This window comes from Cellulomonas sp. P4_H12 (assembly GCF_056400905.1).
Map to the genome: position 1 here is coordinate 149148 of NZ_JBFUKJ010000017.1, position 25098 is coordinate 174245.

Annotated in this window: 15 protein-coding genes; all 15 read right to left on the reverse strand. The window is 74.3% G+C overall.

The genetic code is table 11. The features are described 5' to 3' along the window. Positions 1 to 209 precede the first annotated feature (209 nt). A complete protein-coding gene (gene leuA, locus AC1DQC_RS11770) occupies positions 210 to 1955 on the reverse strand; it encodes a 2-isopropylmalate synthase (protein WP_477051416.1) in 1746 nt (581 codons plus the stop codon). A 163-nt stretch (positions 1956 to 2118) separates the two neighbouring features. After that, on the reverse strand, positions 2119 to 3558 hold the full coding sequence (locus AC1DQC_RS11775) for an outer membrane protein assembly factor BamB family protein (RefSeq protein ID WP_477051417.1): 1440 nt from the start codon (positions 3556 to 3558) through the stop codon (positions 2119 to 2121). A gap of 31 nt (positions 3559 to 3589) precedes the next feature. Then, positions 3590 to 5014 (reverse strand): outer membrane protein assembly factor BamB family protein, encoded by a 1425-nt coding sequence (locus tag AC1DQC_RS11780; RefSeq protein WP_477051418.1) that lies wholly within the window; start codon positions 5012 to 5014, stop codon positions 3590 to 3592. A 45-nt stretch (positions 5015 to 5059) separates the two neighbouring features. Next, on the reverse strand, positions 5060 to 6235 hold the full coding sequence (locus tag AC1DQC_RS11785) for an RDD family protein (protein ID WP_477051419.1): 1176 nt from the start codon (positions 6233 to 6235) through the stop codon (positions 5060 to 5062). A gap of 29 nt (positions 6236 to 6264) precedes the next feature. Further along, the gene (locus AC1DQC_RS11790) at positions 6265 to 8547 is read right to left on the reverse strand and encodes a transglutaminase domain-containing protein (protein ID WP_477051420.1); all 2283 of its coding nucleotides are present in this window, start codon (positions 8545 to 8547) and stop codon (positions 6265 to 6267) included. Continuing rightward, positions 8544 to 9671 (reverse strand): DUF58 domain-containing protein, encoded by a 1128-nt coding sequence (locus AC1DQC_RS11795; protein ID WP_477051421.1) that lies wholly within the window; start codon positions 9669 to 9671, stop codon positions 8544 to 8546. The genes AC1DQC_RS11790 and AC1DQC_RS11795 overlap by 4 nt, the downstream gene beginning before the upstream one ends. A gap of 23 nt (positions 9672 to 9694) precedes the next feature. Beyond that, a complete protein-coding gene (locus tag AC1DQC_RS11800; RefSeq protein WP_477051422.1) occupies positions 9695 to 10651 on the reverse strand; it encodes an AAA family ATPase in 957 nt (318 codons plus the stop codon). 31 nt (positions 10652 to 10682) lie between these two features. After that, positions 10683 to 16805, reverse strand: coding sequence for an Ig-like domain-containing protein (locus AC1DQC_RS11805; RefSeq protein ID WP_477051423.1), 6123 nt, complete (start codon positions 16803 to 16805; stop codon positions 10683 to 10685). After that, the gene (locus AC1DQC_RS11810) at positions 16802 to 18370 is read right to left on the reverse strand and encodes a serine/threonine-protein kinase (RefSeq protein ID WP_477051424.1); all 1569 of its coding nucleotides are present in this window, start codon (positions 18368 to 18370) and stop codon (positions 16802 to 16804) included. The genes AC1DQC_RS11805 and AC1DQC_RS11810 overlap by 4 nt, the downstream gene beginning before the upstream one ends. Then, complete coding sequence (locus tag AC1DQC_RS11815; RefSeq protein WP_477051425.1) at positions 18367 to 19836, reverse strand: FHA domain-containing protein; 1470 nt, start codon at positions 19834 to 19836, stop codon at positions 18367 to 18369. The genes AC1DQC_RS11810 and AC1DQC_RS11815 overlap by 4 nt, the downstream gene beginning before the upstream one ends. After that, complete coding sequence (locus tag AC1DQC_RS11820) at positions 19833 to 20675, reverse strand: PP2C family protein-serine/threonine phosphatase (protein ID WP_477051426.1); 843 nt, start codon at positions 20673 to 20675, stop codon at positions 19833 to 19835. Before AC1DQC_RS11820 ends, AC1DQC_RS11815 begins: the two co-directional genes overlap by 4 nt. Positions 20676 to 20819: 144 nt before the next feature. Further along, complete coding sequence (locus tag AC1DQC_RS11825) at positions 20820 to 22409, reverse strand: alpha/beta hydrolase family protein (protein ID WP_477051427.1); 1590 nt, start codon at positions 22407 to 22409, stop codon at positions 20820 to 20822. Between the two features lie 2 nt (positions 22410 to 22411). After that, on the reverse strand, positions 22412 to 23338 hold the full coding sequence (gene era, locus AC1DQC_RS11830) for a GTPase Era (RefSeq protein ID WP_477051428.1): 927 nt from the start codon (positions 23336 to 23338) through the stop codon (positions 22412 to 22414). After that, positions 23335 to 24642: a hemolysin family protein gene (locus AC1DQC_RS11835; RefSeq protein WP_477051429.1), complete on the reverse strand. Its 1308-nt coding sequence runs from the start codon at positions 24640 to 24642 to the stop codon at positions 23335 to 23337. Before AC1DQC_RS11835 ends, era begins: the two co-directional genes overlap by 4 nt. Next, on the reverse strand, positions 24639 to 25091 hold the full coding sequence (gene ybeY, locus AC1DQC_RS11840) for an rRNA maturation RNase YbeY (RefSeq protein WP_370505340.1): 453 nt from the start codon (positions 25089 to 25091) through the stop codon (positions 24639 to 24641). Before ybeY ends, AC1DQC_RS11835 begins: the two co-directional genes overlap by 4 nt. Positions 25092 to 25098: the final 7 nt, after the last annotated feature.

Below are 25098 nucleotides of genomic sequence, written 5' to 3' on the forward strand. Positions count from 1 at the left end.
CGGACGGACCGGCGACCGGCCGCGCCGCCGACGCCTCGTCGGCCCCGCACCCGTCGAGGGTGTGACGGGGTACGGGCGAGGGTCGGCGGCGCGGAGGGGGCGTGCGGGCGTCGCCGGGGTCACCGACGGACGACCGCGCGCGCCCCGGGACGGCAGGCGGTGTCGCCGCCGCGGGGCAGGTCGGGATGGCTCGAGGGCGGCTGGCGCCGTCAGCGCTCGTGCCGGTTGACGGCCGAGATGATCGCCTTGAGCGAGGCGGTCGTGATGGAGGGGTCGATGCCGACGCCCCACAGGATCTCGTCGCCGATCGCGCACTCGACGTACGCGGCGGCCGTGGCGTCGCCGCCCGACGAGAGGGCGTGCTCCGCGTAGTCGAGCACCGCGACGTCGACCCCGAGCGACTTCACGGCCGCGACGAACGCCGCGACCGGCCCGTTGCCCGAGCCCTGCAGCGTGCGGGCCACGCCACGGTCGACGAGGTCCACCTCGAGCGTGTCGGGCCCGTCCTCGACGCTGGTGCCTCGCGTGCCGCGCAGCGAGAACCGGCCCCACGGCGCGAACGGGCTGCCCGGCTCCACCGGGAGGTACTCGTCGTTGAAGATGTGCCAGAGCTCGTCGGCCGTGACCTCGGTGCCGTGCTGGTCGGTGTGCCGCTGCACCACCTGCGAGAACTCGATCTGGAGCCGGCGCGGCAGGTCCAGGTCCTTCTCGGACTTCATCAGGTAGGAGATGCCGCCCTTGCCGGACTGCGAGTTCACTCGGATGATCGCCTCGTAGGACCGGCCGACGTCCTTCGGGTCGATCGGTAGGTACGGGACGGCCCAGACGACGTCGTCGACGGTCTTGCCCTGACGCGCCGCCGACGCCTCGAGCGCCGTCAGCCCCTTCTTGATCGCGTCCTGGTGCGAGCCGGAGAACGCGGTGAACACCAGGTCGCCGCCGTACGGGTGCCGCTCGTTGACGGGCAGCTGGTTGCAGCGCTCGACGGTGCGGCGGATGTGGTCGATGTCGGAGAAGTCCAGCTGCGGGTCGATGCCCTGGCTGAACAGGTTCATGCCCAGCGTCACCAGGCAGACGTTGCCGGTGCGCTCGCCGTTGCCGAACAGGCAGCCCTCGATGCGGTCGGCGCCCGCCAGGTAGCCCAGCTCGGCCGCGGCCACGGCGGTGCCGCGGTCGTTGTGCGGGTGCAGCGACAGGACGACGCTCTCGCGGTAGCGCAGGTTGCGGCTCATCCACTCGATCGAGTCGGCGTAGACGTTGGGCGTCGCCATTTCGACCGTCGCGGGCAGGTTGATGATCACCTTGCGGTCGGGCGTCGGCTCCAGGACCTCGAGCACCGCGTTGCAGATGCGCAGCGCGTACTCCAGTTCGGTCCCCGTGTAGGACTCCGGCGAGTACTCGTAGTACACGTCCGTGTCCGGGATCAGCTCCTCGTACTTCTTGCAGAAGCGGGCGCCCGAGACGGCGATGTCGACGATGCCGTCCTCGTCGGAGCGGAACACGACCTCCCGCTGCAGGGTCGAGGTCGAGTTGTACAGGTGCACGATCGCCTGCTTGGCCCCGGCGATGGCCTCGTACGTCCGCTCGATCAGGTGCTCGCGCGCCTGCGTCAGCACCTGGATGACGACGTCGTCCGGGATGCGGTCCTCCTCGATGAGCATCCGCACGAAGTCGAAGTCGGTCTGCGAGGCGGACGGGAAGCCCACCTCGATCTCCTTGAAGCCCATCTGCACCAGCAGCTCGAACATCTCGAGCTTGCGCGCGGGGTTCATCGGCTCGATCAGGGCCTGGTTGCCGTCGCGCAGGTCCACCGCGCACCACCGCGGCGCCTGGGTCATCCGGTTGTCGGGCCAGCGACGGTCCGGCAGGTCGACGCGGATCTGCTCGTGGAAGGGGCGGTACTTGTGCACCGGCATCGACGACGGCTGCTGTGCGCTCGTCTCCAGGTAGGTCATGGTCTTCTCGTCCTTCGGGCGGTTCGGCGGGGGGTCAGCCGGCACACGCGACACCGCGACGAGGATGCGGCCTAGAGGGCCTCGTCGCGGCAGCGAAGAAGGAGGGTGACTGCGAGCACGAAGTCACCGTACCCCCGAAGGCGCCGCGGCACGCAAGTCGGTCTCACCGGAGCGCGACCAACGCGTCGTCCCCCAGCGCGTACAGCTGGCTGCCCAGCCGGACCACCCGGCTCGTCCCGACGGGCAGGGCGACCTCCCAGACGGGGGCGCCGTCGTCGAGAGACACGGCCGACAGCTCCGGCGTGCCGTCGGACGCGTCGTGCTCGACGGCCACGCGACGGCCGTCCGTGAACACGCGCCCGACCGAGGGGCCGAAGCTCGCCGCCCACACCTCCTCGCCGGTCGCCGCGTCGACGCCCACGAGGCCGCCGCCTCCTCGCAGGACGACCCGCCCCGCCGCGTCGACGGCGACCTCCGGAGCCGGTGCCGTCGCGAGCCACTCCTGCGCCGACGACCCCCGGTCGAACGCGCGCACCCGCCCGCCCGACGTCGCGTCGGTCAGCCCGCCGGCCGCGAACACCAGGCCCGAGGTCCCGTCCGACGTCGCCGGCGCCACGAGCACGCCCTGCACCGACGCCCACGGCTCGCCGCGGCCGGTCGACAGGTCCGACACGGCGTCGACGCCGTCGTCCTGCAGGCGGTACCGGGTGCGGACCAGCGTGCCGTCGTCGAGCAGGCGCGTCTGGTCCCCCGGGTTCGCGCCCTTCGGCCGCGGCAGCCGGTCCCCCGTCGCCGCGTCGAGCAGGAGCGTGACGTCGTTCCCGGCCGCCAGGACCAGGCCGGCCGCGGCCACGAGGGACACCCGACCGTTCGAGGCCGACTGGAACGTGCTCCAGCGCTGGGTCTGCCACCGCGTCGCGCCCGTCGCGGGGTCGAGCCGGCGCACCGTGAGCATCCCCCACGCGTACGTGGCGACCACCAGGTCCGGGCCCGCCTGCGCGGTCGCGACGACCCAGCCCGGGATCCGACTGCGGGACAGGACCGAGCCGTCCGTGGGGTCCAGGACCAGCAGGTCAGCGGTGCCGTCGTCGCGGGTCGGCTCCCCCGGGACGAACACGGGGCGGGCGGAGGGTGGTGCCGGTCCGACCACGCACACGAGCCGGACATCGAGCGGGCGGCAGAGCACGTTCTCCGGCGTCGGCTGCTCGGCCAGCGGCAGCGCCCATCGCTGCTCGCCGGCCACGGCGTCCAACCCCACCAGCCGGCGCCCGTCACCGGGGGCACCGGCCGTCGCGACGATCACGTCGCCCACCAGCAGGGGCGCCACGGACCCGTCGACCGCGGCCGTCCACCGCACGCCCGGCGGGTCCTGCAGCGACCGGACCGCGCCGGCGAACCTCGCCTCTCCCAGCACGGCGGCGCGTTCCTGGTTCGCCGCCCACCGCGGGCCGGCGACGACGACGGTCAGCAGCACCGCGAGAGCGACGACCGCGGCCGACGCCGCCCGAGCGGGGCGACGCGACGCCCACGCCCGCAGCCGCTGACCAGCGGCAGGGCCCTCGTCCCGGAGCGCCTCACCCTCGTCGAGCCGGACCTCCTGCATCGGGGCCCTCAGCCCACCCTGGGCCACCGCGTCAGCCGTAGACGATGAGGTCGTTCGGCGTCCGCACGACCAGGTGGCCGCCCACCGCGTCGACGTGGCGCACGTGCTCGGGAAGCGGGACGGCCCAGTAGCGCACACCGTCGGCGAGCGCCCGTGCCCACAGCTCGGGCCGCCCGTCGGGCGAGAGGCCGGGTCCCAGGACCAGCGTGCCGTCGGAGAGCGGCTCCCACCCCAGCGCGTCGGCGGTGTCCACCGACCACAGCTCGCGCCCGTCGGAGGCGTCGAGCACCCCGTAGGTGCCGGCGCCCGAGACCACGAGCCGGTGGCCGACGAGCACCCGCGGGTCGAGCAGCGAGGCGGTGCGCCACTGCTCGGTCCCCGTGCCGAGGTCGAGCGAGACCAGCTGCGATCCCTCGTCGACGATCACCCGCGCCGGCTCGGAGCCGTCGTCCGCGGCCAGCTGCGCCGGGAGTCCGGGCATCCGGTACAGCTCGGTGCCGTCCACGTCGTGCATGTGGCCGCCACCGACCGGCGCCCACGTGGCGAACCGGCCCCGCAGGGGGGCCGCCTGGAGCCCGCTGAACCGGGCGCCCGCCACCAGCGTCCGGCCGTCGGCCGCGTCGAGGATGATGGTCGACTCGCCGTCGAGGACGACGATCGGCGGCAGCACCCGCATCGACGCGGTGAGCAGCTGGGCCATGGCGACCGGCGTCACGTACGACCAGACGACCGCTCCCGATCGGCCGCTGCGGCGCTGGACCTTGAGATGGCCGTCCGGCGTGAGCTGGCCGATGACGAGGTCGTCGTCCACCCGCTCGATGCCGACGACGTCCCCGCGGACGTCCCAGCCGCCGGTGCGGGTGCCGTCCCGCGCGGACAGGGGCACGACCGTGAGCCGCGGCTGCTCCTGGATCGACGCCTCGTCGGAGTACAGCACCCGCGGTTGCGGCACGAGGCACAGGACGAGCGACCCGACAGCCCCGGACTGCGCGGGACACGTCACCCCGCTGCTCTCGAACCCGCTGCGCGACGCCGGCGCCACGGGGACCGCCCAGCTGACGGCACCTGTCGCCGGGTCGTGCGCCGTGACGCGCCACTCGTCGTCGCTCTCGCTGAGCACGACGAGGGCGCCGTCGGCTGCGAGCACCGCACCGTTGGCCGTCCGCCCGCCGACCTCCCACAGCGGCACCGGCGCCGCGTCCAGCGGCCGGACCAGTCCGGGGACGGCCTCGATCCTCGCGACGAACGCGCGGTCCCGGGCGGACGCGAGCATCGTCGCAGCGACGAGGCAGAGCACGACGACGGCGGCGAGCGGCCACCAGCGCAGCAGCGGGTGGTGGCCCACGGGAAGATCGGCCGGCGGCTCGTCGTCCGGATGGCGCGACGGAGGCGCCGTGACCGAGGTGTCCTCGATCTCGACGCGCTGCATCCGCGCAGCCAGGCGTCGGTCCGCCATGATCCCGACTCTAGGCCACGTCGCTCCCGGCCACGCCCGGACGCCCTAGGGGGTCGAGCGAACTCCGGGAGCGCGCACCAGACGCAGGGCGCACTCGCCGAACGCGACCGTGGAGCCCACGCGCAGCCGCACCTGCTGGTCGACCCGGCAGACCACCTGCGCGCCGTCGGGGAGGGTGACCACGGTGCCGTTGGTCGAACCGCGGTCCGCGACCCACACGCCGCCGGGCTCCACGCCGATCTGCAGGTGCGTCTTGGACACCGACCGGCCGGGGTCGACCACGCGCACGAGCTGGACGTCCGCGTCCGACGCCGGGTTGCGACCCACCAGCGCGGTCCGCTCGATCGTGATCCGGCGCCCGTCCGAGAGCTCGATCTCGGCGACCGCGCGGTCCACCGCGACCGAGTCGACGGGCTGCGCGAGCAGGTCGTCGCGGGGCGCCGCCGGGCGGGTCATCTCGAGCTCGGGCGCGAGGCCGTAGCTGAGCCCGACGCGCCGGACGACGGGCGTCGCACGCGTGTCGAGGTCGGGGCCGCTGCGCTGCGGCGACAGGGGCGCGAGGACGAGCGCGGAGGGCCGCCCCTCGTCCAGCAGGACGTCCAGCATGGCGGTGCCGTCGGAGCCGTCGTCGCCCGCGGCCGCCGACACGACCCAGCCCGGCACGTTCGTCGTCGGTCGGACCGGTGCCACCGGCTGGACCGCCGGGACCCGCTCCACCGGGGGCGTCGACTGGGCACCCAGCCGACGCGCGGTCCGCACGTCCAGCACCTCGTCGCCGGCGGCGAGGTCGTGCCACCCGCGACGGCGACCGGTCCGGTCGAACAGGGGCGAGAGCAGCACGACGAGCAGCCCGACGAGCAGCGCCAGCGCACCGGCCGCCAGGACGAGGCCGCGGAGCAGCACGCGGCCGACGCCGATGGGCCGGCGCGTCTCGACGTCGAGCGTGCGGATCCCCGTCGCGAGCCGGCCCAGAGTCCAGCCGAACCGGCCGTGGACGACCCACTGGCCGACGACGACCGCCGTGGCCGCCGCCCCGCCGAGCAGGACCAGCAGCAGCGACCCGGTGTCCGGCTCACCAGCGTCGGCGAGCAGGCGTGCCGTCCCGACGAGCACGAGCCAGCCCCCGACGACGAGCCAGAGGGCGAGGTCCAGGAGGGTCGCCGCCGCGCGACGTCCCATCGACGCCGGGTCCGCGTCGACCTGGTGGCGGTTGTCGGGCACGTGCACTCCCTGAGGTCGGATGTCCGTCGTCATGCGGCAGCACCGCGGCGTCGGCGCGGTCGGCGGCGGTCGCGCCGCAGCGACGCGGTGGAGAGTCGCGCGCGGACCCGTCGGCGCCAGCCGACGCTGTGCGACATGGCCTCGACCGCCGTCTCCACGTCCGACCAGTAGGCGGTGGCCTGCGCCGGGCTCGGCGTCGCCGCGCTGAACACCGCGTGGTCGGCCGAGCGCGCGAGCGCTCCGACCCGCGCCCCGACGAGCGCACCCTGCGGCGCGTCCGCGAAGGACGCCGCCAGCGCGCGCGCCGACTCGTTGCGGGTGGCCAGGGCGCCCGGCGGCCGGCGCAGGTCCCGCGCGGCGTCGAGCACCTCGTCCCACCCGCCCGCCACCTGCGCGACGGGGTCCGCGCTGCGCCGACGGCGCCGGCGTCGCCGGGCCTTGAGCCCCACGATCACGAGCACCGGGGCGGCGAGGAGGATCAGCGGGATCGAGACGACGCCGGCGACGCGCGCGATCCGCAGCCAGCGGGCGCTGTCGTCGTCGTCCGAGGCGGGGTCGTCCGTCTGGGGCTGCTCGGTGTCCTCGTCGGGCGGCGTGACCGCGGCCGGCGGCGGGGGCGGGGGCTGGACCACCTGCGGGTCTGGCTCGGACGGCTTCTGTTGGTCGTCCTCCTGCGGGGTCTGCTCCGGCGGCGGCGTCGCGTCGAACGGCACCCAGCCGTATCCCTGGAAGCTCACCTCGACCCACGCCTGGATGTCCTTGCCGGTGACCGTGACGGGACCGCCGGCAGGGGCGTCCTGCGGGACGAAGCCGAGCACCACGCGCGCGGGCAGCCCCATCGCGCGGGCCATCAGCGCCATCGCCGCGGCGTACTGCTCGCCGTCGCCCACCATGATGTCGCCGGCCAGCAGCGACGTGATCCGGTCGGCGCCGTGCCCGGAGAGCGACGCGTAGTCGCCCGCGTCGACGATGCCGTGGCTGAAGTAGCCCTTCTCCTTGAGCCAGGTGGAGAGCGCCTCCGCGATCTGCACCGGGGTTCCGGCGTCGCGGGCGACGTCCGCGGCCGTGATCGCCGCGGCGTCCGGCTCGCCCGTGAGGTCGGGCTGCGCGATGTCCGACCCCGGGGCGCTGCCGATCTCGTCGGTGCTCGGCACCCGCGGGACGACGACGTCGACGCCGTAGCGCAGGCCCCGATGCACGCCGCCGGTGAGCACCGCCGCGCCGGTCGCGTCGTTGTAGCGCAGGCCGCCGGCCGCCTCCCGGTCGGCCACGTCGAATGACGTCGCCTGACCCACGGTGGGCAGCCAGACGCCGGTGAGGTCGTCGATCTGCACGTCGACGTGGGCCTCGGTGCCGCGGACGGTGGTGTCGACCGTGTCGCCCACGCGCCGGAACTCGCCCGACGCCTGCGCGGACCCGTCGCCAGCGACGTTCCACACGACGCCGTCGTAGCGGTCCATGGTCGCCAGGCGGACGCGCGCCCCGGCCGGCAGGCCGGCCACGGTGAAGAGCTTCGCGTCCTCGTCCTTCTTCACGAACTCTCGGAACGCCGAGAGCGGGCTCGGGTAGGCGCGCGGGTCGAACGGCGGGACGATCTGGTCGCGGACGACGAGACGCTCCGTGGGGCCGGCGACGGCGGGTGCGCCCAGCACGCCCGCGGCGACCGCCACTGCCGCGAGCAGGCCCGTCGCGACCACGCGGCGGGGACGCAGCAGCCCGGCCCGCCACGAGGCCCACGGCAGCAGTACGACGACGAGGGCGACGCCCGTGGCGATCGGCGGGACGGTCGGTCGGCGCACGCCCAGCAGGATCGCCGCGACGACGGCGGCCACCGGGACCAGAGCGGCGGCCGCAGCGGCGGCGCCCCGCCGTGCGCGCAGCGCCACGGACACGGCGACGGCCGAGCCGACCAGCGCGAGCAGCAGCATCGCGACCAGCAGGCTGCCGCTCGAGCCGATGGGCGGCTGCAGCGTCAGCACCTGCTTCCACGACGTGACGGCGCCGCGCGCGAGCTCCACCACCGTGCTCGGCGTGGGCAGCACGCCGGCGACGGTCGTGGAGGGCGCGGCGAGCGGGCCGCCGAACAGCACGAAGACGACGAGCACCAGCGCGACGACCGTCAGCGCGGACCAGCGCCGCGCAGCGCCCAGCACCGCGACCCCGGTGCCCAGGACCAGCCCGCCCACCAGCGCGGGCAGCGCGACGAGCCCCCCGTAGACCGCAAGCAGCGGGACGAGCGCAAGGGCGAGCATGCCGACCAGGCAGACGACGTCGACCGCGGCCCGGCCCGCGGTGCGGTGCGGAGCGGTCACGCGGTCACCCGCCGCAGCAGCCGGGGCAGGTCGTCGAGGGTGCCGATGGTCGCGAGGCTCAGCGAGCCCTGGGTGCGCACCGCGACGTCGGCGCCGCGCTCGCACCGGACGACGACCGTCCGGGTGCCGGTCGGGACGTGGCGTGCACCGAGGCGCAGGTTCGAGTCTGACGGCACCGACCCCGTGATGAGCACGGCGACCGAGGCGTCCGCCGCCTCGCGCGCGACGCGCCGGCCGAGCAGCGCCATGCCGGCGCCGCTCGAGGCGAGCTGGATGCCGGAGCAGTCGTCGAGGAGCAGCGGCGGGGTCTCCACCCGCAGCATCCCCGGACCGGCCAGGACGGCCAGGTCCCGCTCCTCGCGGATGGTCTGGACGCCGACCGACGCGACGACCGACACCGCGAGCTCGAACTCGTCGTCGTCGGCGTAGTCCCGCGGGTCCGTCGCCAGCGCAATGGCCGTCTGCGTGCGACGCGTGTCCTCGAACTGCTTGACCATGAGGCTGCCGCGGCGCGCGGTGGTCCGCCAGTGGATGTAGCGCCGGTCGTCGCCGGCCACGTAGTCCCGCAGCGCGTGGAACGACAGGTCGGAGTCGGACAGGTCGCGCGTCGACTGCCCCTCGAGGTCGCGCAGCAGACCCGAGCTCGCGCCCGCCAGCGAGACGAGCAGCGGGTGCACGAACAGCTCGACGGGTCGGGTCCAGCGCACGCTGCGCCGCGCGAGGCCGAACGGGTCGCCACGGACGGAGCGCACCGGCCCGACGACGATGACCGCGCGCCGCGCCGTGGGGATGGCGAACAGGTCGTCGTGCTCCGCGCTCGGCGCCAGGGCCGGCACCGAGAACTCGGCGACCGCCGCCCCGACGGGCAGCTCGACGCGCGAGGGCAGCGAGCGGCGGCGCGCCAGGTTCTTCACGTCCACGCGGCCGACGGCACGCTCCCCCACCTTGACCCGGCGGTCGGCCATGTCCAAACGGATCTCGTACCGGGCCCGACCCGCGGTCATCAGCAGCGACACGACGAGCACCGCCGTGAGGGCCGCCCCGAGCGCGGCGAGCTCGAGCCAGCCGAACCACCGGCCCAGCACGAGACCGAGGAGGGCGACGACCGCCACCCCCCAGCCCACCGGAGAGACCCGAAGACCCACGATCAGGCCGCCCGCAGCGCCGGCGGAGCCGTCTGCTCGAGGATGCGCGCGAGCACGTCGATCGCGGTGACGCCGGCGAACTCGGCCTCGGTGTCGAGCACCAGGCGGTGCGCGAGCACGGGCTGGGCGAGGTCCTTCACGTCGTCCGGGATCACGTACTCCCGGCCCTGCGCGGCCGCCCACACCTTGGCGGTGCGGACGAGCGCGAGGCCGCCGCGGACGCTCGCGCCGATCGCCGTCTGCGCGTCGTCGCGGGTGGCCTCCGTCAGCCGCGCCACGTAGTCGAGCACGACCTCGTCGATGTGCACGGTCTGCGCCAGGTCCGCCATCGTGCCGACCGCCTGCGTCGTGATGCGCGGCGTCAGGACCGTCGTCCTGTCCTTGGCCCCCGCGAGGATCTCGATGGTCGAGGCGCGGTCCGGGTAGCCCAGCGACGTCTTGATCAGGAAGCGGTCCAGCTGCGCCTCGGGCAGCCGGTACGTGCCCGCCTGCTCGATCGGGTTCTGCGTCGCGATGACCATGAACGGCCGGCCCACGGGGTGCGTCACCCCGTCCACCGTGATGTTGCCCTCCTCCATGACCTCGAGGAGCGCGGCCTGCGTCTTGGGCGACGCGCGGTTGATCTCGTCCGCGAGCACCACGGACGCGAAGATCGGGCCCGGGTGGAACTCGAAGCGGTGGGTGCTCTGGTCGTAGATCGTCACGCCGGTCACGTCGGACGGCAGCAGGTCCGGCGTGAACTGGATCCGGTGGTGGCTGCCCTGCACCGTGGCGGCCAGCGCCTTGGCCAGCGACGTCTTGCCCGTCCCGGGAGCGTCCTCGAGGAGGAGGTGACCCTCGGCGACCATCGCCGTCAGCGCGAGCCGGACGGTGCGCTCCTTGCCCAGGAGCGCCAGACCGACGTTGGCGACCAGCGCGTCGAAGGTCTCGGCGAACCAGATGCTCTGCTCGGGGGTCATGTGCGGGTGCTCCTCGGGAGGTGTGGGCGGGTCACGGGGTGGCCGCCGGCTCGGGGTAGACGAAGTCGACGGAGTCGGGCGGGCCGTCGCCGCGCCCGTTGGTCGCGTTGACGGTGGCGGTGATCTTGTCGCCCGGCTTCGGGGGGCTGAGCCAGTCGCTGAGGCGACGCTGCACCGAGGTCTGGCGGGTGTCCTGGCAGTCGGCGTCCTGGCCGTTCACCTTCCAGCACACGTGGTACTGGTCGATGCCGATGCCACCGTCCTGGGCCGGTGCGTCCCAGCTGACGGTGATCTGCTTCGGCACCGTGGTGCTGTCGGCGACGACCGCGAGGTTCTGGACGACGCTCGGCGGCTGGCCCCACACGACGTTGATCGACGCCGGGCTCGACGTGGATCCCACGCTCGTGCCGGCGGTCACCGTGGCGGTGGCCTGGGTGCCCCGGAACTGCCAGTCCCAGCCGCTCACGTCGACCACCGCGGTGGTGCCGGAGAACGACCCGGACACGGGACCGTGCCGGTCGCTGCGGAGCTCCCAGGTGTACTGCAGGTTCTGGCCGCCGCCGTCGTTCTGGACGTTGCCGCGGGTGATCGTGATCTGCGTGGGACGGCCGCCGTTGCCGTTGGCCGTGACGGCGAGCGACACGGGCGGCGGGCTGGGCGGCGTGGTCGCCTTCGCCGAGGCGGCCCCGCTCCACCCGCTCGTGCCCGCGTCGTTCACCGCGCGCACCTGGTAGGCGTAGGTCGTGCCGCCGGTCAGGCCCGTGTCCGTGAACGACGTCGCGCCGCCCACGTCGCGCTCCGAGCCGTCCGGCATCTTCACGACGTAGGACCGGATGGACGTGCCGTTGCCGTCCGCGCCCGACCAGCGCACCACGATGCGGCCCTGGCCGGGGTCGGCGTCGGCGGTCACGCTGGTCGGAGCACCCGGCAGCCCATAGGTGGAGGCGTTCACGATCGCGGGGGCGGACCAGCCGGGGGCCTTGTTCCGGGCGCGGACCTGGAACCGGTAGGCGGGTCCGTTGGCGGCGTCCGTGAAGGCGTAGGAGGTCGCCGACCCGTCCAGGGCCACCGTCCGGGCGTTGGGCCCGTTCGAGATCACCAGCTCGTAGCCGGCGACGCGGTCGCCGTTGCCGTCGGGCTCGGTCCAGCTGACGTTGATCTGGCCGCCGAGCGGCGTGTCCACCCGCTGCGCGACGAGGTTGCTCGGCGCGGCCGGCACCCCGGCCGGCACCTCGGGCTGCGACGAGTCCGACCACGCGCTCGGCTCGGGCGCTCGGTTCCGCGCCTGCACGCGCACGGTGTACGCGGTCCCGTTCTTCAGGCCGGAGAACGTGTAGCTCGTGGTCGACGAGGTCACGGACGCCGGCCCGGTCAGGGGCGCGGGCGAGATCTCGAGCGTGTAGCTGGTCACCGGCGAACCGGTCGACACCGGAGGCTCCCAGGTTGCCCGCACGCTGCCGTCACCGAAGGCGAGCACCGGCGGCGCGGGCTGGTTCGGGACGGCGTCGGGGCGGGCCGGCGCCGACGGGGGGCTCGGCTCGGACCAGTCGACGTCGTTCTGCGCCGCCACCGTGAACGTGTACTCGGTGTCGTTGGTCAGGTTGTCGATCGTGCAGGTGGTGCTGGCGCACGCGCGCACGATGTTGCCGGGGTTCGCGACGACGCGGTAGCCCCTGATGGGCGCGCCGCGGTTGTCGGGCGCGTCCCACGACAGGACGACCGTCCGGTCGCGCACCTCCCCGACGCGGGGCGCTGTCGGCGTCGCGGGCTTGCCGCGGACCGTGACGGTGATGCGCGCCTCGACCTCGCGGTCGGGGTCGCCCGTCACGTCGCGCACCCGGAAGCGCGTGACCATCTGGCCGATGAACCCGACCGCCGGGCGGACCGAGACCGTGCTGGCCGTGGCGCTGGTGCTGCCCGCGCCCGGCGTCTCGACCGTCGCGCCGACCACCGTCAGCGGCGAGTCGGGGAACGGGTTGTAGGCGTTCTCCAGCACGTCGACCGTGGTGATCTGCCCTTCGACGCCGTTGTCGATCACGCGGTCGTTCACCACGGCGGTCCGCCGCGTGCTCGCGATCACGCGCAGGTCGATCGTCGCCGCCAGCGAACCGGTCCGCCCGTACCCGATGCGCAGCTCGAGCTTGTCGGTGCGGCCCTTGGGGGTCGTCTCGTCGGCCGCGATGCGCAGGATGCCGTCCTTGTCGATCCCGCCCGTGAACCCGGCCGGCACGGCCGCCGTCAGCTGGTAGCTGTACCGGTCCTCGGCGGGCGTCGCGCCCTCCGGACCTACGGTGAACGAGCGCAGGTCGACCGGGATCGGGTCCTCGCCGGGCGCGACGTCGATCGTCGACGGCGTGAACGTCGGCGGGTGGTCGTCGACCGCGAACACGGTGATCTGCAGGGTGATCAGCGAGGTGCGCGCCGACGTGTCGCCCGCGCCGGAGGCGTCGGTGACGGGCACGGTGATGGACGCGGGTCCGGCGTAGCCGGGCTCGGACCGGAACTGCAGGGTGCCCTTGTCCTTGACGGGGTCGGTCCCGTCCGACTTGGTCGCGGACACGCCGAGCGGGTCCGCGATGGACGCGGTCCGGCCGGGCGCGACCTGCACCTGCTCCGACAGCGGGATGATCAGCTGCTCGCCCGACGCGACGCGCAGCTCGGGGGCCTTGGGGCGTGGGACGGGCCGGAAGAACCCGAGCTGCGGCACGGTGATGAACGCGTAGGCGGTGGCCTTGCCGTCCGTCGACGTCGTGTTGCTCAGCTGGTAGGGCAGCGTCTGCGGGTGGTCGACGAGCGTGACCACCACCTTGCCCGTGGCGTCCACGCGCGCGACGTCCGCGAGGGCGGCCGGGACGGAGACGGCGAGGTCGCTCAGGGGCCCGCTCGGGTTCTGGGCGACCGCGAGGACGTTGACCGAGACCTCGGTCCGACCGATGGTGTCGGTGGCGGGCACGACGACGTCGCGCGCGATCGGGGCGAGGACCGGCGCGTCGTCGGCAACGGTCACCGTGAGTACGCCGGTGTCGTGGCCGCCGCGGTCGTTCGAGACCGTGTAGGCGATCTGCAGCACGCCCGGCTGGTCCGGCGCGTGCACGACGATGCGCCGGCCGTCCACCTTCGCGTCCGTGCCCGCGGGCATGTCGAGCGCCGTGGCCAGCGTCAGGTCGCCGCCGCTGGAGTCGACGTCGTTGGCGAGCACGCGGACCTCGACCCGCTGGCCGGGCTTGACCGTGACCTCGTCGTCCCGCGCGACCACCGGCGCCGCACCCGTGGGCCGGGGGCCGATGCCGACGCGGATCTCCGCGACCGCACGCTGGCCCACCCAGTCCTCGACGGCGTACGTGAACGTGTCCGTCCCCAGCTCGTCGGGGAGCGCCTGGTACTCGATCCAGTCGGGTCCCGTCGCGGTGACGCGGCCCTGGGACGGCGCCGAGGCCTGGCCGAGGAGCGTCACGCCGTCCCCGTCCGGGTCGATGCCCACCAGCGGGACCGGGATGCGGACCGTGTCGCCCTCGTAGACGCGCGCCTCGAGGTTCTTCGGCCGCGGGGGCGCCTTGGTGCTGGCGTCGGAGGCGTGCACGCGGACCGTCACGGTGGCGGCGGTGACGTTGCCCGTGGCGTCCTGCACGGCGAAGGTGGCGTGGGCCGTGACCGCGTCGTCGGGAGCCTGGTAGCGCAGGACGTCGCCGGACACGAAGAGGAGGCCCTCCCCCTCGCCCAGTGGCTCGGCCAGCTCGGGGACCAGGGTGAGGCGATCACCGTCGGGGTCGTACGCCGTGTCGAGCACGGGGATCGTCACGACGCCGCCCGTGCGCACGCTGACCTCGACGTTCTCCACGACGGGCGGCTGCGAGGTCGCGGACGGGGGCACGGGCTGGACGACGATCTCGCCCACCGCCGACGCCTGCCCGTTGGTCACGGTGTAGCGCAGCGGCACCGGACCGGCCAGCGTGCGCTCGGCCCGGATCTGCACGAGCCGGTGGTCGAGCACCGCGACCTTCAGCCCGGAGTCCTCGGGGACCTCGACCGACTGCAGGATCAGGACCTTCCCCGCGGCGTCCGAGTCGTTCTCGAGCGGGTCGATGGTCACCTCGCCACCGGGCGGGAGGTACGCCTTGTCGCGCACGGCGACCGGGGGCGCGGGTGTCTCGGGCCACTCGAGCACGTCGACGCGCGCCAGGCCGGTCGCCTGCTGCGGCGGCGCGGCGATGAGGAACGGCACGTAGTAGGTGCCCGCGCGGGCCGCGCTGAACGTGAACGTGCCGCCCTGCAGGTCGCTCGTGATCGTCCCGCCGACGACCTCGTCGACCCCGGCGAGGCGCGGCGGCTCGCTGGAGGAGCTCCGCACGGCGGTCAGTGGCTTCAGCGTGACGGGCTGGCCGACGTAGGTGACGGCGAAGACCGGGTCGATCTGCGGCGGCAGCGAGCCCGTCGGGCGCACGTCGACGTCCAGGGTGCCCTCGGTCGTCGACGTGCCGTCCGAGACCTGGACCGTCACCTCGGTCCGCCCGAGCGACGCACCGTCGGCCTTGAACGTCAGCGTGCCGTCCTGCCGGAACCGGACGGACCCCGCGGCAGGGTCGGCGGTGGCGCCGACCAGCAGCAGGTCGTCGCCGTCCGGGTCGACGAAGTCCGCCAGCACCTGGTGCTCGGACTGGCCGCCCTGCTCGACGCGCATCGAGCCGGTCCGCAGCTGGCGCGGCGGCTCGTCCTCCCCGCTGCCCCGGACGGTCAGCCGCACGTGCGCGGTCGGGGGTGCCGAGGTGCCCCGCCCGTCCGTGATCGTGTACGTGAACTCGGCGGTGCCCGTGGCACCCGGCGCGATCGCGACCTGCAGCGAGCGGCCGCCGTAGATGGCCTCGACCCGACCGAACTGCTCGGGCAGCTGCTCGAACTGCGAGATGGCGAGGATGCCGCAGTCGGACGACGAGTCGTTGTCGATGACCGGCAGGATCGTCGTCCGGCCCGGTCGCACGCCGAACTCGTCGTCGCTCGCCGTGGGCGACGCGGACTCGGCCGAGCACTCGGTGACGAGGTCCTGCGTCGTGTCGGAGGTCTCGGTCTCCTCCTCCGCGTCGTCCGGCTGCTCCTGCGGGACGACGTCCGTCCAGTTGGGCACGCGCAGCTTGGTGTCCTCGAGCGGGAGCCAGAGCCGGCCGCGCAGGGTGTCGTTGAGGACGACCATCTGCCGGTTCACGCGGAACGTCAGCACGTCCGCGCTGGACATGTCCTCGAGGTTGCGGACGTCCGCCTTGCCGCCGTCGCACAGCTGGATGTACGACCCGATCGGCGACGCCCACGCCGCGTGCGCGCACGAGCCGACCTGGACCGGCGCCGCCGGCTTCCCGGAGCCGGTCGTCTTGTGCTCGACCACCCGGCCGCCGTCGAGCGGCACCTCGAGCAGCGCGTCCCGGCTGGAGACGAGCACCCGCGACGACTCCGGACCCGGCTGCTGGAGCGTGAGGTCGTCGCCCTGCACCTCGACCGAGCCGTGCAGCGTGCGGACGGTGCTGCCCGACAGCGTCACCGGCTCGTCGCCGACGGCGGTCACCTGGTCGACCGGACCGGCGCCGAGGGAGCCGAGCTCGCTGACCTGCGACGAGCCCGACGACACCTGGACGCGCGTGACCGCTCCGTCCTGCGGCGCGACCCCGAGCACGGTGCCGCTGCGCGCGACGACCGCGCGGCCGCCGTCGCCCAGCTCGATCTCGGGCGTGTCCGTGGCGGTGCGCAGCGAGTCGAGATCGTCGATGGTGCGCACCCAGACGTTGCCGTCCTTGTCGTACAGCGCGACGGTGCCGGCCGCCATCGAGGGGGTCGTCCCGGGCGCCGCGACCTGCGTCGTGGTGGCCACCGTGGCCGGGTCGACGACGGACAGGTTGCCCGACTCGACCAGCAGCACGTCACCCGCGTCCTGCAGCACGTCGAACGACTTGCCCTGCGCGACGAGACCGCCGTTGAGCTCCTCGACCTGTGCGTTGAACCGGCCGAGCTGGGACTGGCTGGTCGCCGTGAGCCAGACGGCACCGTCGTTGAGGTCGAGGCGCGCCAGCGGGAAGCCCTGGTTGAGCAGCGCGAGGACGAGCACGAGCACGGGGACCGTGACGACCGCCGCCGTGGTCGTGAGGCGCGAGCGCACCCGGGGCAGCCTCACGGCGCGCACCCCTCGAGGGGCGACGTGGACGCGCGACGGTCGGCGCGCACGATCGACACCTCGATGCACACCTCGCCCGTCGCGTCGGCAGCGGGCACGGTCGCCGACGGCTGGGCGACCAGCGTCAGCTGCGGCTCGCCGGTGGCCTGGCGGACGCCCCAGAGGTACTGGTCACCGGCCTCCGGGGCAGGGTTCTCCCACGTGAACACGACCGAGCCGTCCGCCTGCCGGGTCCCGAGCAGCGAGTGGGGCGACGGCACCGCCTCACCGATGCTCGTCGAGACCGGCGCCTGGCTGAAGTCCGAGGTCGACGTCGGTGCGGCGTCGGGTGAGTCGTCGCGGCGCAGCGCCACGGCACCGATGGTCACGACGGCGCCGAGCACCACGAGCGCCGACACGATGCCCGCCACGAGCCGGCCGCGCCGCGGACCCGAGTCGTCGGGCTCGTCCGTCGCGGCGACCTCCTCCGGTGCGACGAACACCGGACCGCGGTGCACGGGTGTGGAGGTCGTCGTCGGGACCGTGGTGACACCACGCAGCCGCGTGGGCTCGTCGGCGCCGGGCGCCGGTTCGGGCACGGCGGGCGCCTCGGGCGCGACGCTGACGATGGACCGCAACCGGGTCGCGTCCTCCTGACCGCCGTCGCCGTGACCGGCCGCCGGCGGCACCTCGAGCGCCGGGACGCCGTCCGGTTCCTCGGTCAGGTCCAGCGGCGTGATCGGCAGCCGGAGGTCGGCCTCCACCTGCTGGAGCGCGCGTGCCACGGCGGCCGCGGACTCGAACCGGCGTGCCGGGTGCTTGGCCATGGCGCGCTCGAGCAGGTCCTGCAGCCCCCACGGCACGTCGTCGCGTCCCGTCGGCGGCAGCGGCGAGCGCTCGATGCGCGCCACCAGCTGCTGCGCCGTGTTCTCCCCGCCGGGCACCTCGAAGGGGGTGCGACCGGCGAGCAGGGAGTAGATCGTGGCGGCCAGCGAGTAGACGTCCGAGCGCTCGTCACCCGTGGGGTGCTCGCCGAGCAGCTCGGGCGGCGACCACGGGATCGACATCCCGACCGTCGCGCCGGCGCCGTGCCCGGTCGTCGCGGCGATGCCGAAGTCGGTGAGCGCCGGCCACCCGAAGTCGGTGGTGAGCACGTTGGCGGGCTTGATGTCGCGGTGCAGGATGCCGGCCCGGTGCGCCGTCTCGACGGCCGACGCCAGCCGGACGCCGATGCGCAGCGCCTCCGCGACGGAGATCCGCTCCTGCCGGTACCGCTCGGCCAGGCCCGGCCGGGAGCAGTACTCCATGACGAGGAACGGGCGCCCGTCGGCAGCGATCGCCGCGTGGTAGATCGTCACGATCGAGGGGTGGTGCGACAGCTGGGCCATGAGGTTGGCCTCCTGCTGGAACCGCGACCGCACCTCATCGTCCAGGCTCCCGGCCAGCAGGACCTTGACCGCCACCTCACGCCGCGGGAGCTCCTGCTGGTACAGGAAGACGTCCGCGAAGCCGCCGAGGCCGAGGATCCGGAGGTACTCGTAGCCCGGCAGGCGAGGCGGGGTCGACGCTTCGCGGCGTGCGGTCACGAACCCCGCTCCACCGAGAACGTCACGCCGTCGCCGAGGTCGACGATCTCGTCGAGCCCGACGACGCTCGGCTCGCCCGGGTGCAGGCGTCGCGCGCCCTCCCCCGGACGCGCCACGTGGACGCCGTTCGTCGAGTCGAGGTCGGTGACGACCACGTGGTCCCCGTCGACGCGGACCTCCGCGTGCGTGCGCGAGATGTCCTGCTGCGGGCTCGGCACGGTGATCAGCCGCGGGAGCTCCCGGTTGGTCACCCGCGCGACCTGCGGCGCCCGGCCCAGCAGCACCGCGCGGTCCAGCGGCACGACGAGGCCGGTCGAGAGCACCAGGCGGGCCGCCGTCTGCACGGCCGCCGGCACGCGGAACGGCCCCGGGACCTCGTCCGACGCCCACGACGGCAGCTGCTCGCGGATCTCCGCCAGGTCCGTGGACAGGATGGTCAGGCCGTCGTGGTCGTCCAGCGACGCGCCCGCGAGCGGCACGGGCCCACCGGTCGGCGTCGGGGCGGGTGCGGGTGCGGGTGCGGGTGCCGCCTCGGTCGGCGGCCACGTGAGGAACGACTCCGCCGTGGCGACGACGCCGGACGGGTCGGTGTGCTCGTCGACGTCGGGCTCGGCCGCGGGCGTCGGCGCTCCGTCGACGGGCACGAGGTCCACCGTCGTCGGCTCGTCCCACACGACGGCGTCGAGGACCTCGGTCGCGGGGTCGTCGGTCGCGGGCAGCTCGGCGAAAGTCGGCGCGCTCGCCACCTCCGCGGACGCGGTCTCGTCGGCGACCTCGATGACCTCGGTGACCGGCTCGGCGGCGGACGGCTCGGCGGCCGGAGCGGCCGACGGCTCCTCGGCGTCCTGGGCGACCGGAGCGGCCGAGGGCGCGTCGTCCTGCGCGACGTCCGACACCTCGGCGACCGGCTCGGCCGCCAGTGCGTCGTCGACAACCTCGGCACCCACGACGACGCCCGCACGTGGCGCGCCCGCCGCGTCCTCGACCGCCGGGGCGACGTCTTCGACCGGCGGCTCGACGCTCGCGGCGTCCTCGCGCACAGTCAGGGAGACGCTCACACGCGACGCCTCCACGACGCCGTCCGCGAGCGGGAGGCTGCGCTCGCCGCTCGCGGCACCCTCCACCTGCACGGCGACGTCGGACACGCCGTCGAGCACGCGCTCGGTCCAGGTGCTGACCTCACCGGAGCGCCAGACGTCCCGACGGCCGCCCACCTCGACGACGACCTCGACGTCCCCCCGCAGGGCGGCGTGGACGCGCTGACCGTCGACGGACACCACGGCGAACGGCGGCAGGCCGCCGAACCCGTCACGCGCCAGCAGGGCGAGCGCGGAGAAGACACCCTCCCCGGCGTCCTGCCAGAGCGCCCGGACCGTGGAGTCGGCGGTGGTCGGGCCCAGCAGCGCCACGAATCCGGGACGCACCACGGCGGTCCAGCCGCCGGCGGAGTACTCGGGCACGCTCATGACGGCATCTCCTCGTTCGGTGTGCTCGCGCCGCGCGCGCCAGGGTCGGTCGTGGTCAGCGACCGGCGCGGGACCGTCGCGCCGTTGAGCATCTCGTCCCACAGGTGCGGACCGAGCTCCGCGCCGCTGCGCGGGACGGTGATGTGCACGTCGTCGTGCGCGCCCGAGGCGGTGGCGACGTCGACGACGACGGCGCTGACGTTGTCGCGGGCGCCGTGCTCGAGGGCCAGCCGGACCAGGTCGGCGGCGGCGTCTTGAGGGTCGGCGGTCCCGGCCAGCACGCGCGCGAGGGCGTCGTCCCCGAGCTCACGCGTGAGGCCGTCGGTGCAGATCAGGAGCCGGTCGTGCAGTCCGGCGGGCAGCAGCCAGTACTCCGGCTCGGGCGGGTCGCCCGTGCCCAGGGCGCGGGTGAGCACGTGCCGGTCCGGGTGCGTCGCGGCTTCCGTCAGGTCGATCTCGCCCAGGTCCAGGAGCTCCTGCACGACCGAGTGGTCGACGCTGACCTGCTCGAGCTCCTCGCCCGACCACAGGTACACGCGCGAGTCACCGACGTTGAAGACGAGCCAGTAGGAGCCGCCGTCGTGCTCGGTGACGGCCACGCCGGCGACTGTGGTGCCGCCCTGCCGACCGCCGGTGAACTCGGTGCGGATCCGCGCCGCTGTGCGGTCGAAGCAGGCGTGCACGTCGTCGGCCGTCGCGGCGGCCTGCCCCGCGAGCTGGGCGAACTCCTCGACGGCGATCCGGCTGGCGAGGTCGCCCGCGTCGTGCCCGCCCATGCCGTCCGCCACGAGGAAGACGGGCGGGTAGGCGAGCAGCGCGTCCTCGTTGACCTCACGCACGAGGCCACGGTCGGTCGCCGACCCCCACGACGTGCGCACGCGCCCCCCTCGCTCCTCGGCCCGCGGCCGGGCGCCTCGTTCAGATCATCGGCGCACATCGTGCCCCACGTGAGTGCTTCGTACACAACTGCGCCCGGACCGTGATCAGATCCCGAGCTGGAAGACCCCCCAGTAGGCGAGCACGACGAGCAGGACGACCGAGCCGATGACGCCGGCCCACAGGACCGACGTCCGCACGACGCCCGGCGCGGGGTGCCCCCCGGCGAGCCGGACCCGGCGGCACCGGCGCAGCAGGAGCACGCCGACCACCACGACGGCGATGCCGAGCACGCGCACCGCGACCCAGCCACCCTGCACCACGAGGTCGTTGCGCTGGTAGTCCAAGGCCAGGCGGGCGATCGAGACGATGTACCAGACGAGGGCCACGACGGTGAGGATGGCGCCGAGACCGAGCGCGAGGAGCAGCGGCAGCACGCGGGGCGCGAACCGGGGACCCGGCACGGTCACCTGCGCCCCGCCCCGGCTCCGGACCCGGTCGGTCGCCTCCTCCACGCCCCGCGCGATCAGCACCGCGAGCGGCCCGAGCAGGATGAGCGCCACCGCGGCGAGGGCCAGCGCGAGGACCACGTCCCCGTCGCCGAACCACCGGGGCTCGGGCACCGGCGCGGCCACGTACGTCTGGACCGGCTGTGCGCCGGCGATCCGCGGCGGCGCGTCGGCCGTCGCCGGCTGTCCGAGCACCCACCCCGACAGGTCGCGCAGGAAGTCCGCATCGACGTCGCCGTCGACCCGGATCCCGTGGTTGGCGCCGGCGTAGTACCGCACGGTGACGTCGCCGTTGCCCGCGATCGCCGTGTCCCGGATGACCTGCTCGGCGCCCTGGATCGTGGGCATCGACGCGTCGCCCGTGCCGTACACGACGAGCACGGGCTGGCGCATCTGGCGCTGGTACGGCGTCACGTCGAAGTCGGCGTACTCGAACCCGCCGCCGGGCAGGGACATGCCGACGGCGCGCGGGATCGCCCGGAACACCCCATGCGGCACCCCCGTGTTCCGCAGGTAGGAGTCGACGGCGAACGCCGCCTGCTCCCGCGGCGGCACGACGGGCGACGAGACCAGCACGACGAACGCGATCGACGGGTCCTGCGCGGCCATGATCGGGGCGATCCAGCCGCCCTCGCTCTCGGCGTAGATGCCGACCCGGTCCGGGTCCACCCCGTCGCGCGACTGCAGCAGGGCGACCGATGCGTCGTAGTCCGCCGCCATGAGCGGGTAGTCGCGGTGCCGCGTCGTGTAGGTGTCCAGCCGCTTGTTGGGCACCATCGCGACGATCCCCGACGCGGCGAGCGCGTGGGCCTGCTGCAGGAAGGCGGTGTCGTAACGCCCGGTGCCGGCGCCGTGCACGAAGACCACGCCGGGCAGCGGACCCTCCGCGCCGACCGGCTCGCTGATCTGCGCGTCGACCGTGGTCCCGTCGAGCTGCACGGTGACCACGGAGGTGCGGACCGGGTAGGTGGGGACGGGCGGTGCCGACCCGATGGCGGTCGACGTGGTCTCCACGGTCAGCGGGTCCGCGAGCGGCACCGGGTCCCACTGCGGGCCCATCACGGCGCCGAGCACGGCGAGCAGCACGACGCCGAGCGCCGTGCTCGCCACGACGCGGTACCACCGCCCGACGTGGTGGTCGACGTCCGTACCCGCGCGCGGCTCCACGCGCTCGCCCGTCCTCAGCATGCTCAGAAGCCCAGCTTCCCGAGCTGCTTGGGGTCGCGCTGCCAGTCCTTGGCCACCTTGACGTGCAGGTCGAGGTAGACGCGCGCGCCGAGCAGCGCCTCGATGCCGCGCCGCGCCTGGCTGCCGACGTCGCGCAGCCGCGCGCCGCCCTTGCCGATGATGATGGCCTTCTGGCTGTCCCGCTCGACGAACAGGTGCACGCGCACGTCGAGCATCGGCACCCCGTTCGCGGCCGGCTCGTCGCGCGCCACGATCTCGTCGACCACCACGGCGAGGGAGTGCGGCAGCTCGTCGCGGACGCCCTCGAGCGCCGCCTCCCGGACCAGCTCGGCGACCATGACGGCCTCGGGCTCGTCGGTGAGCTCGCCCTCGGCGTAGAGCGGCGTCCCCTCCGGCAGGTGGCCGATCAGCACGTTCTCCAGCACGTCGACGTTGTAGCCGGACGTCGCGGAGACGGGCACGATGTCGGCCCACTCCCCCAGCGCCTGCACGGCCATGAGGTGCTCGGCGAGCTTGCCCTTGCCCACGAGGTCGGCCTTGGTGACCACCGCGACGACGGGGGTCCCGCGACCGTCCCGCGCCAGCTCCGTCATCTGCTCCGCGATGAACCGGTCGCCCGGACCCACCCGCTGGTCGGCCGGGAGGCAGAACCCGACCACGTCGACCTCGGTGAGCGTGTCCTTGACCAGCGCGTTGAGCCGCTCGCCCAGGAGCGTGCGCGGCCGGTGCAGCCCGGGGGTGTCGACGAGGATCAGCTGCGCGTCGGGCCGGTGCACGATGCCGCGCACGGTGTGCCGCGTCGTCTGCGGGCGACCGGACGTGATGGCGACCTTCTGACCGACGAGCGCGTTGGTCAGCGTCGACTTCCCGGCGTTGGGGCGCCCGACGAAGCAGGCAAACCCCGAATGGAACGCGTGGAAGGTGGTCATCGGGTTGCTCCGTGGTTCTCGGTGGGGACGGGGGCGTCGGCGTCGACCACGCTGACCAGGACGGTGGCGAGGCGCCGGCGACGGCCCTCGACGCGGTCGGCCACGAGGTGCAGGCCGTGGATGTCGCCCGCGGAGCCGGGCAGCGGCACCTTGCCGAGCGCCTTGGCCAGCAGGCCGCCCGCGGTGTCGACGTCCTCGTCGTCCACCTCGAGGTCGAACAGCTCGCCCAGCTCGTCGCGTCCCAGCCGGGCCGGGACCCGGAACACGCCGTCGCCCAGGTCCTCGACGACGGGTGCCGTGGGGTCGTGCTCGTCGGTCAGCTCGCCGACGATCTCCTCGAGCGCGTCCTCGATGGTCACCAGCCCCGCGATGCCGCCGTACTCGTCGACCACCATCGCCATGTGCGACGTGCCGTCCTGCAGCTCGCGCAGCAGCTCGTCGACGGGCTTCGACTCCGGCACGAAGACCGCGGGCCGGGCCAGCGACGAGGCCGGCGCGTCGAGCATCGCCTCCTGCTCGCGGCGGTCGGAGCGGCCCGCCGGGGCGATGGGCAGCCGCCCGACCACGTCCTTGAGGTAGAGCACGCCGCGCAGGTCGTCCACGGAGTCGCCCACGAGCGGGACCCGCGAGTACCCCGAGCGCAGGAGCAGCGCGAGCGCCTTGCGGAGCGTGGTGTCCGCCGGCGCCGTCACCATGTCCGTGCGCGGGACCATCACCTCGCGCGTCAGCGTGTCGCCGAGCTCGAGCACGGAGCGGAACATCTCGCGCTCCTCGTCCTCGATCACGTCGGACTCGCTCACGCGCTGGACCATGTCCCGCAGCTCCTCCTCGTCCTCGGCCGCCGACCCGGCACCGGGACGCCCGAGCGTGCCGAGCCCACCGGCGACCGCGGTCACGGCGACGAGCAGGCGCGAGAGCCGGGTGAGGGTCGCGACGGGGTGCTGCCGTCCGACGGTGCGCGGGCTCGCCCGCACGAGGAGGAAGGCCACCAGCCCGCAGACCGCGAGCGCGACCAGCAGGACCGCCCACCACGATAGGCCGGTGGAGCCGACGATCAGCGTGATGCACACGGTCGCGGTCATCTCGGCCAGCAGCCGCACGAACGCCGCCGCCGAGGCGACCCGGGTCGGCTGCTCCGTGAGGGCGCGGACGCGTCCGGCCGCCGGGTCGCGCTCGGCCAGCAGCTCGGTCACCGCGGCGCGCGAGATGCGCACGACGGCCACCTCACCGGCGGAGAGGGCAGCGGCCGCGGCGATGCCCAGGACGGCGACGACGATGAGGAGCGCGACGGGGATGTCCGTCATCGCGACGCCAGGAACGTCAGCAGCAGCCGACGCTGGAGGGCGAACATCTCCTTCTCCTCCTCCGGCTCCGCGTGGTCGTAGCCGAGCAGGTGCAGGATCCCGTGGGTGGTCAGGAGCAGGAGCTCCTCGGCCGTCGAGTGTCCCGCCGTGCGCGCCTGCTGCGCCGCGACCTCGGGGCAGAGCACGACGTCGCCGAGCAGGCCGGCGGGCGTCGGGTCACCCTCGCGCCCGGGCCGGAGCTCGTCCATCGGGAAGGACAGCACGTCCGTCGGCCCGGGCTCGTCCATCCACTTCACGTGCAGGTCCGTCATCACGTCCGTGCCGACGAGCAGGATCGACACGTCGGTCTGCGGGTGCACGTGCATCTCGTCCAGCACGTAGCGGGCCAGCGCGGCGAACTCCGCCTCGTCGACGTCGTACCCGGACTCGTTGTTGACCTCGACGCTCATGGCCGCC

What these genes read in the sequence shown, in the direction of transcription:
- era (WP_477051428.1), bottom strand. Translation starts at nt 23,338, where the DNA reads ATGACCACCTTCCACGCGTTCCATTCGGGGTTTGCCTGCTTCGTCGGG.
- AC1DQC_RS11800 (WP_477051422.1), bottom strand. Translation starts at nt 10,651, where the DNA reads ATGACCCCCGAGCAGAGCATCTGGTTCGCCGAGACCTTCGACGCGCTG.
- AC1DQC_RS11815 (WP_477051425.1), bottom strand. Translation starts at nt 19,836, where the DNA reads ATGAGCGTGCCCGAGTACTCCGCCGGCGGCTGGACCGCCGTGGTGCGT.
- ybeY (WP_370505340.1), bottom strand. Translation starts at nt 25,091, where the DNA reads ATGAGCGTCGAGGTCAACAACGAGTCCGGGTACGACGTCGACGAGGCG.
- AC1DQC_RS11835 (WP_477051429.1), bottom strand. Translation starts at nt 24,642, where the DNA reads ATGACGGACATCCCCGTCGCGCTCCTCATCGTCGTCGCCGTCCTGGGC.
- leuA (WP_477051416.1), bottom strand. Translation starts at nt 1,955, where the DNA reads ATGACCTACCTGGAGACGAGCGCACAGCAGCCGTCGTCGATGCCGGTG.
- AC1DQC_RS11780 (WP_477051418.1), bottom strand. Translation starts at nt 5,014, where the DNA reads ATGGCGGACCGACGCCTGGCTGCGCGGATGCAGCGCGTCGAGATCGAG.
- AC1DQC_RS11775 (WP_477051417.1), bottom strand. Translation starts at nt 3,558, where the DNA reads ATGCAGGAGGTCCGGCTCGACGAGGGTGAGGCGCTCCGGGACGAGGGC.
- AC1DQC_RS11825 (WP_477051427.1), bottom strand. Translation starts at nt 22,409, where the DNA reads ATGCTGAGGACGGGCGAGCGCGTGGAGCCGCGCGCGGGTACGGACGTC.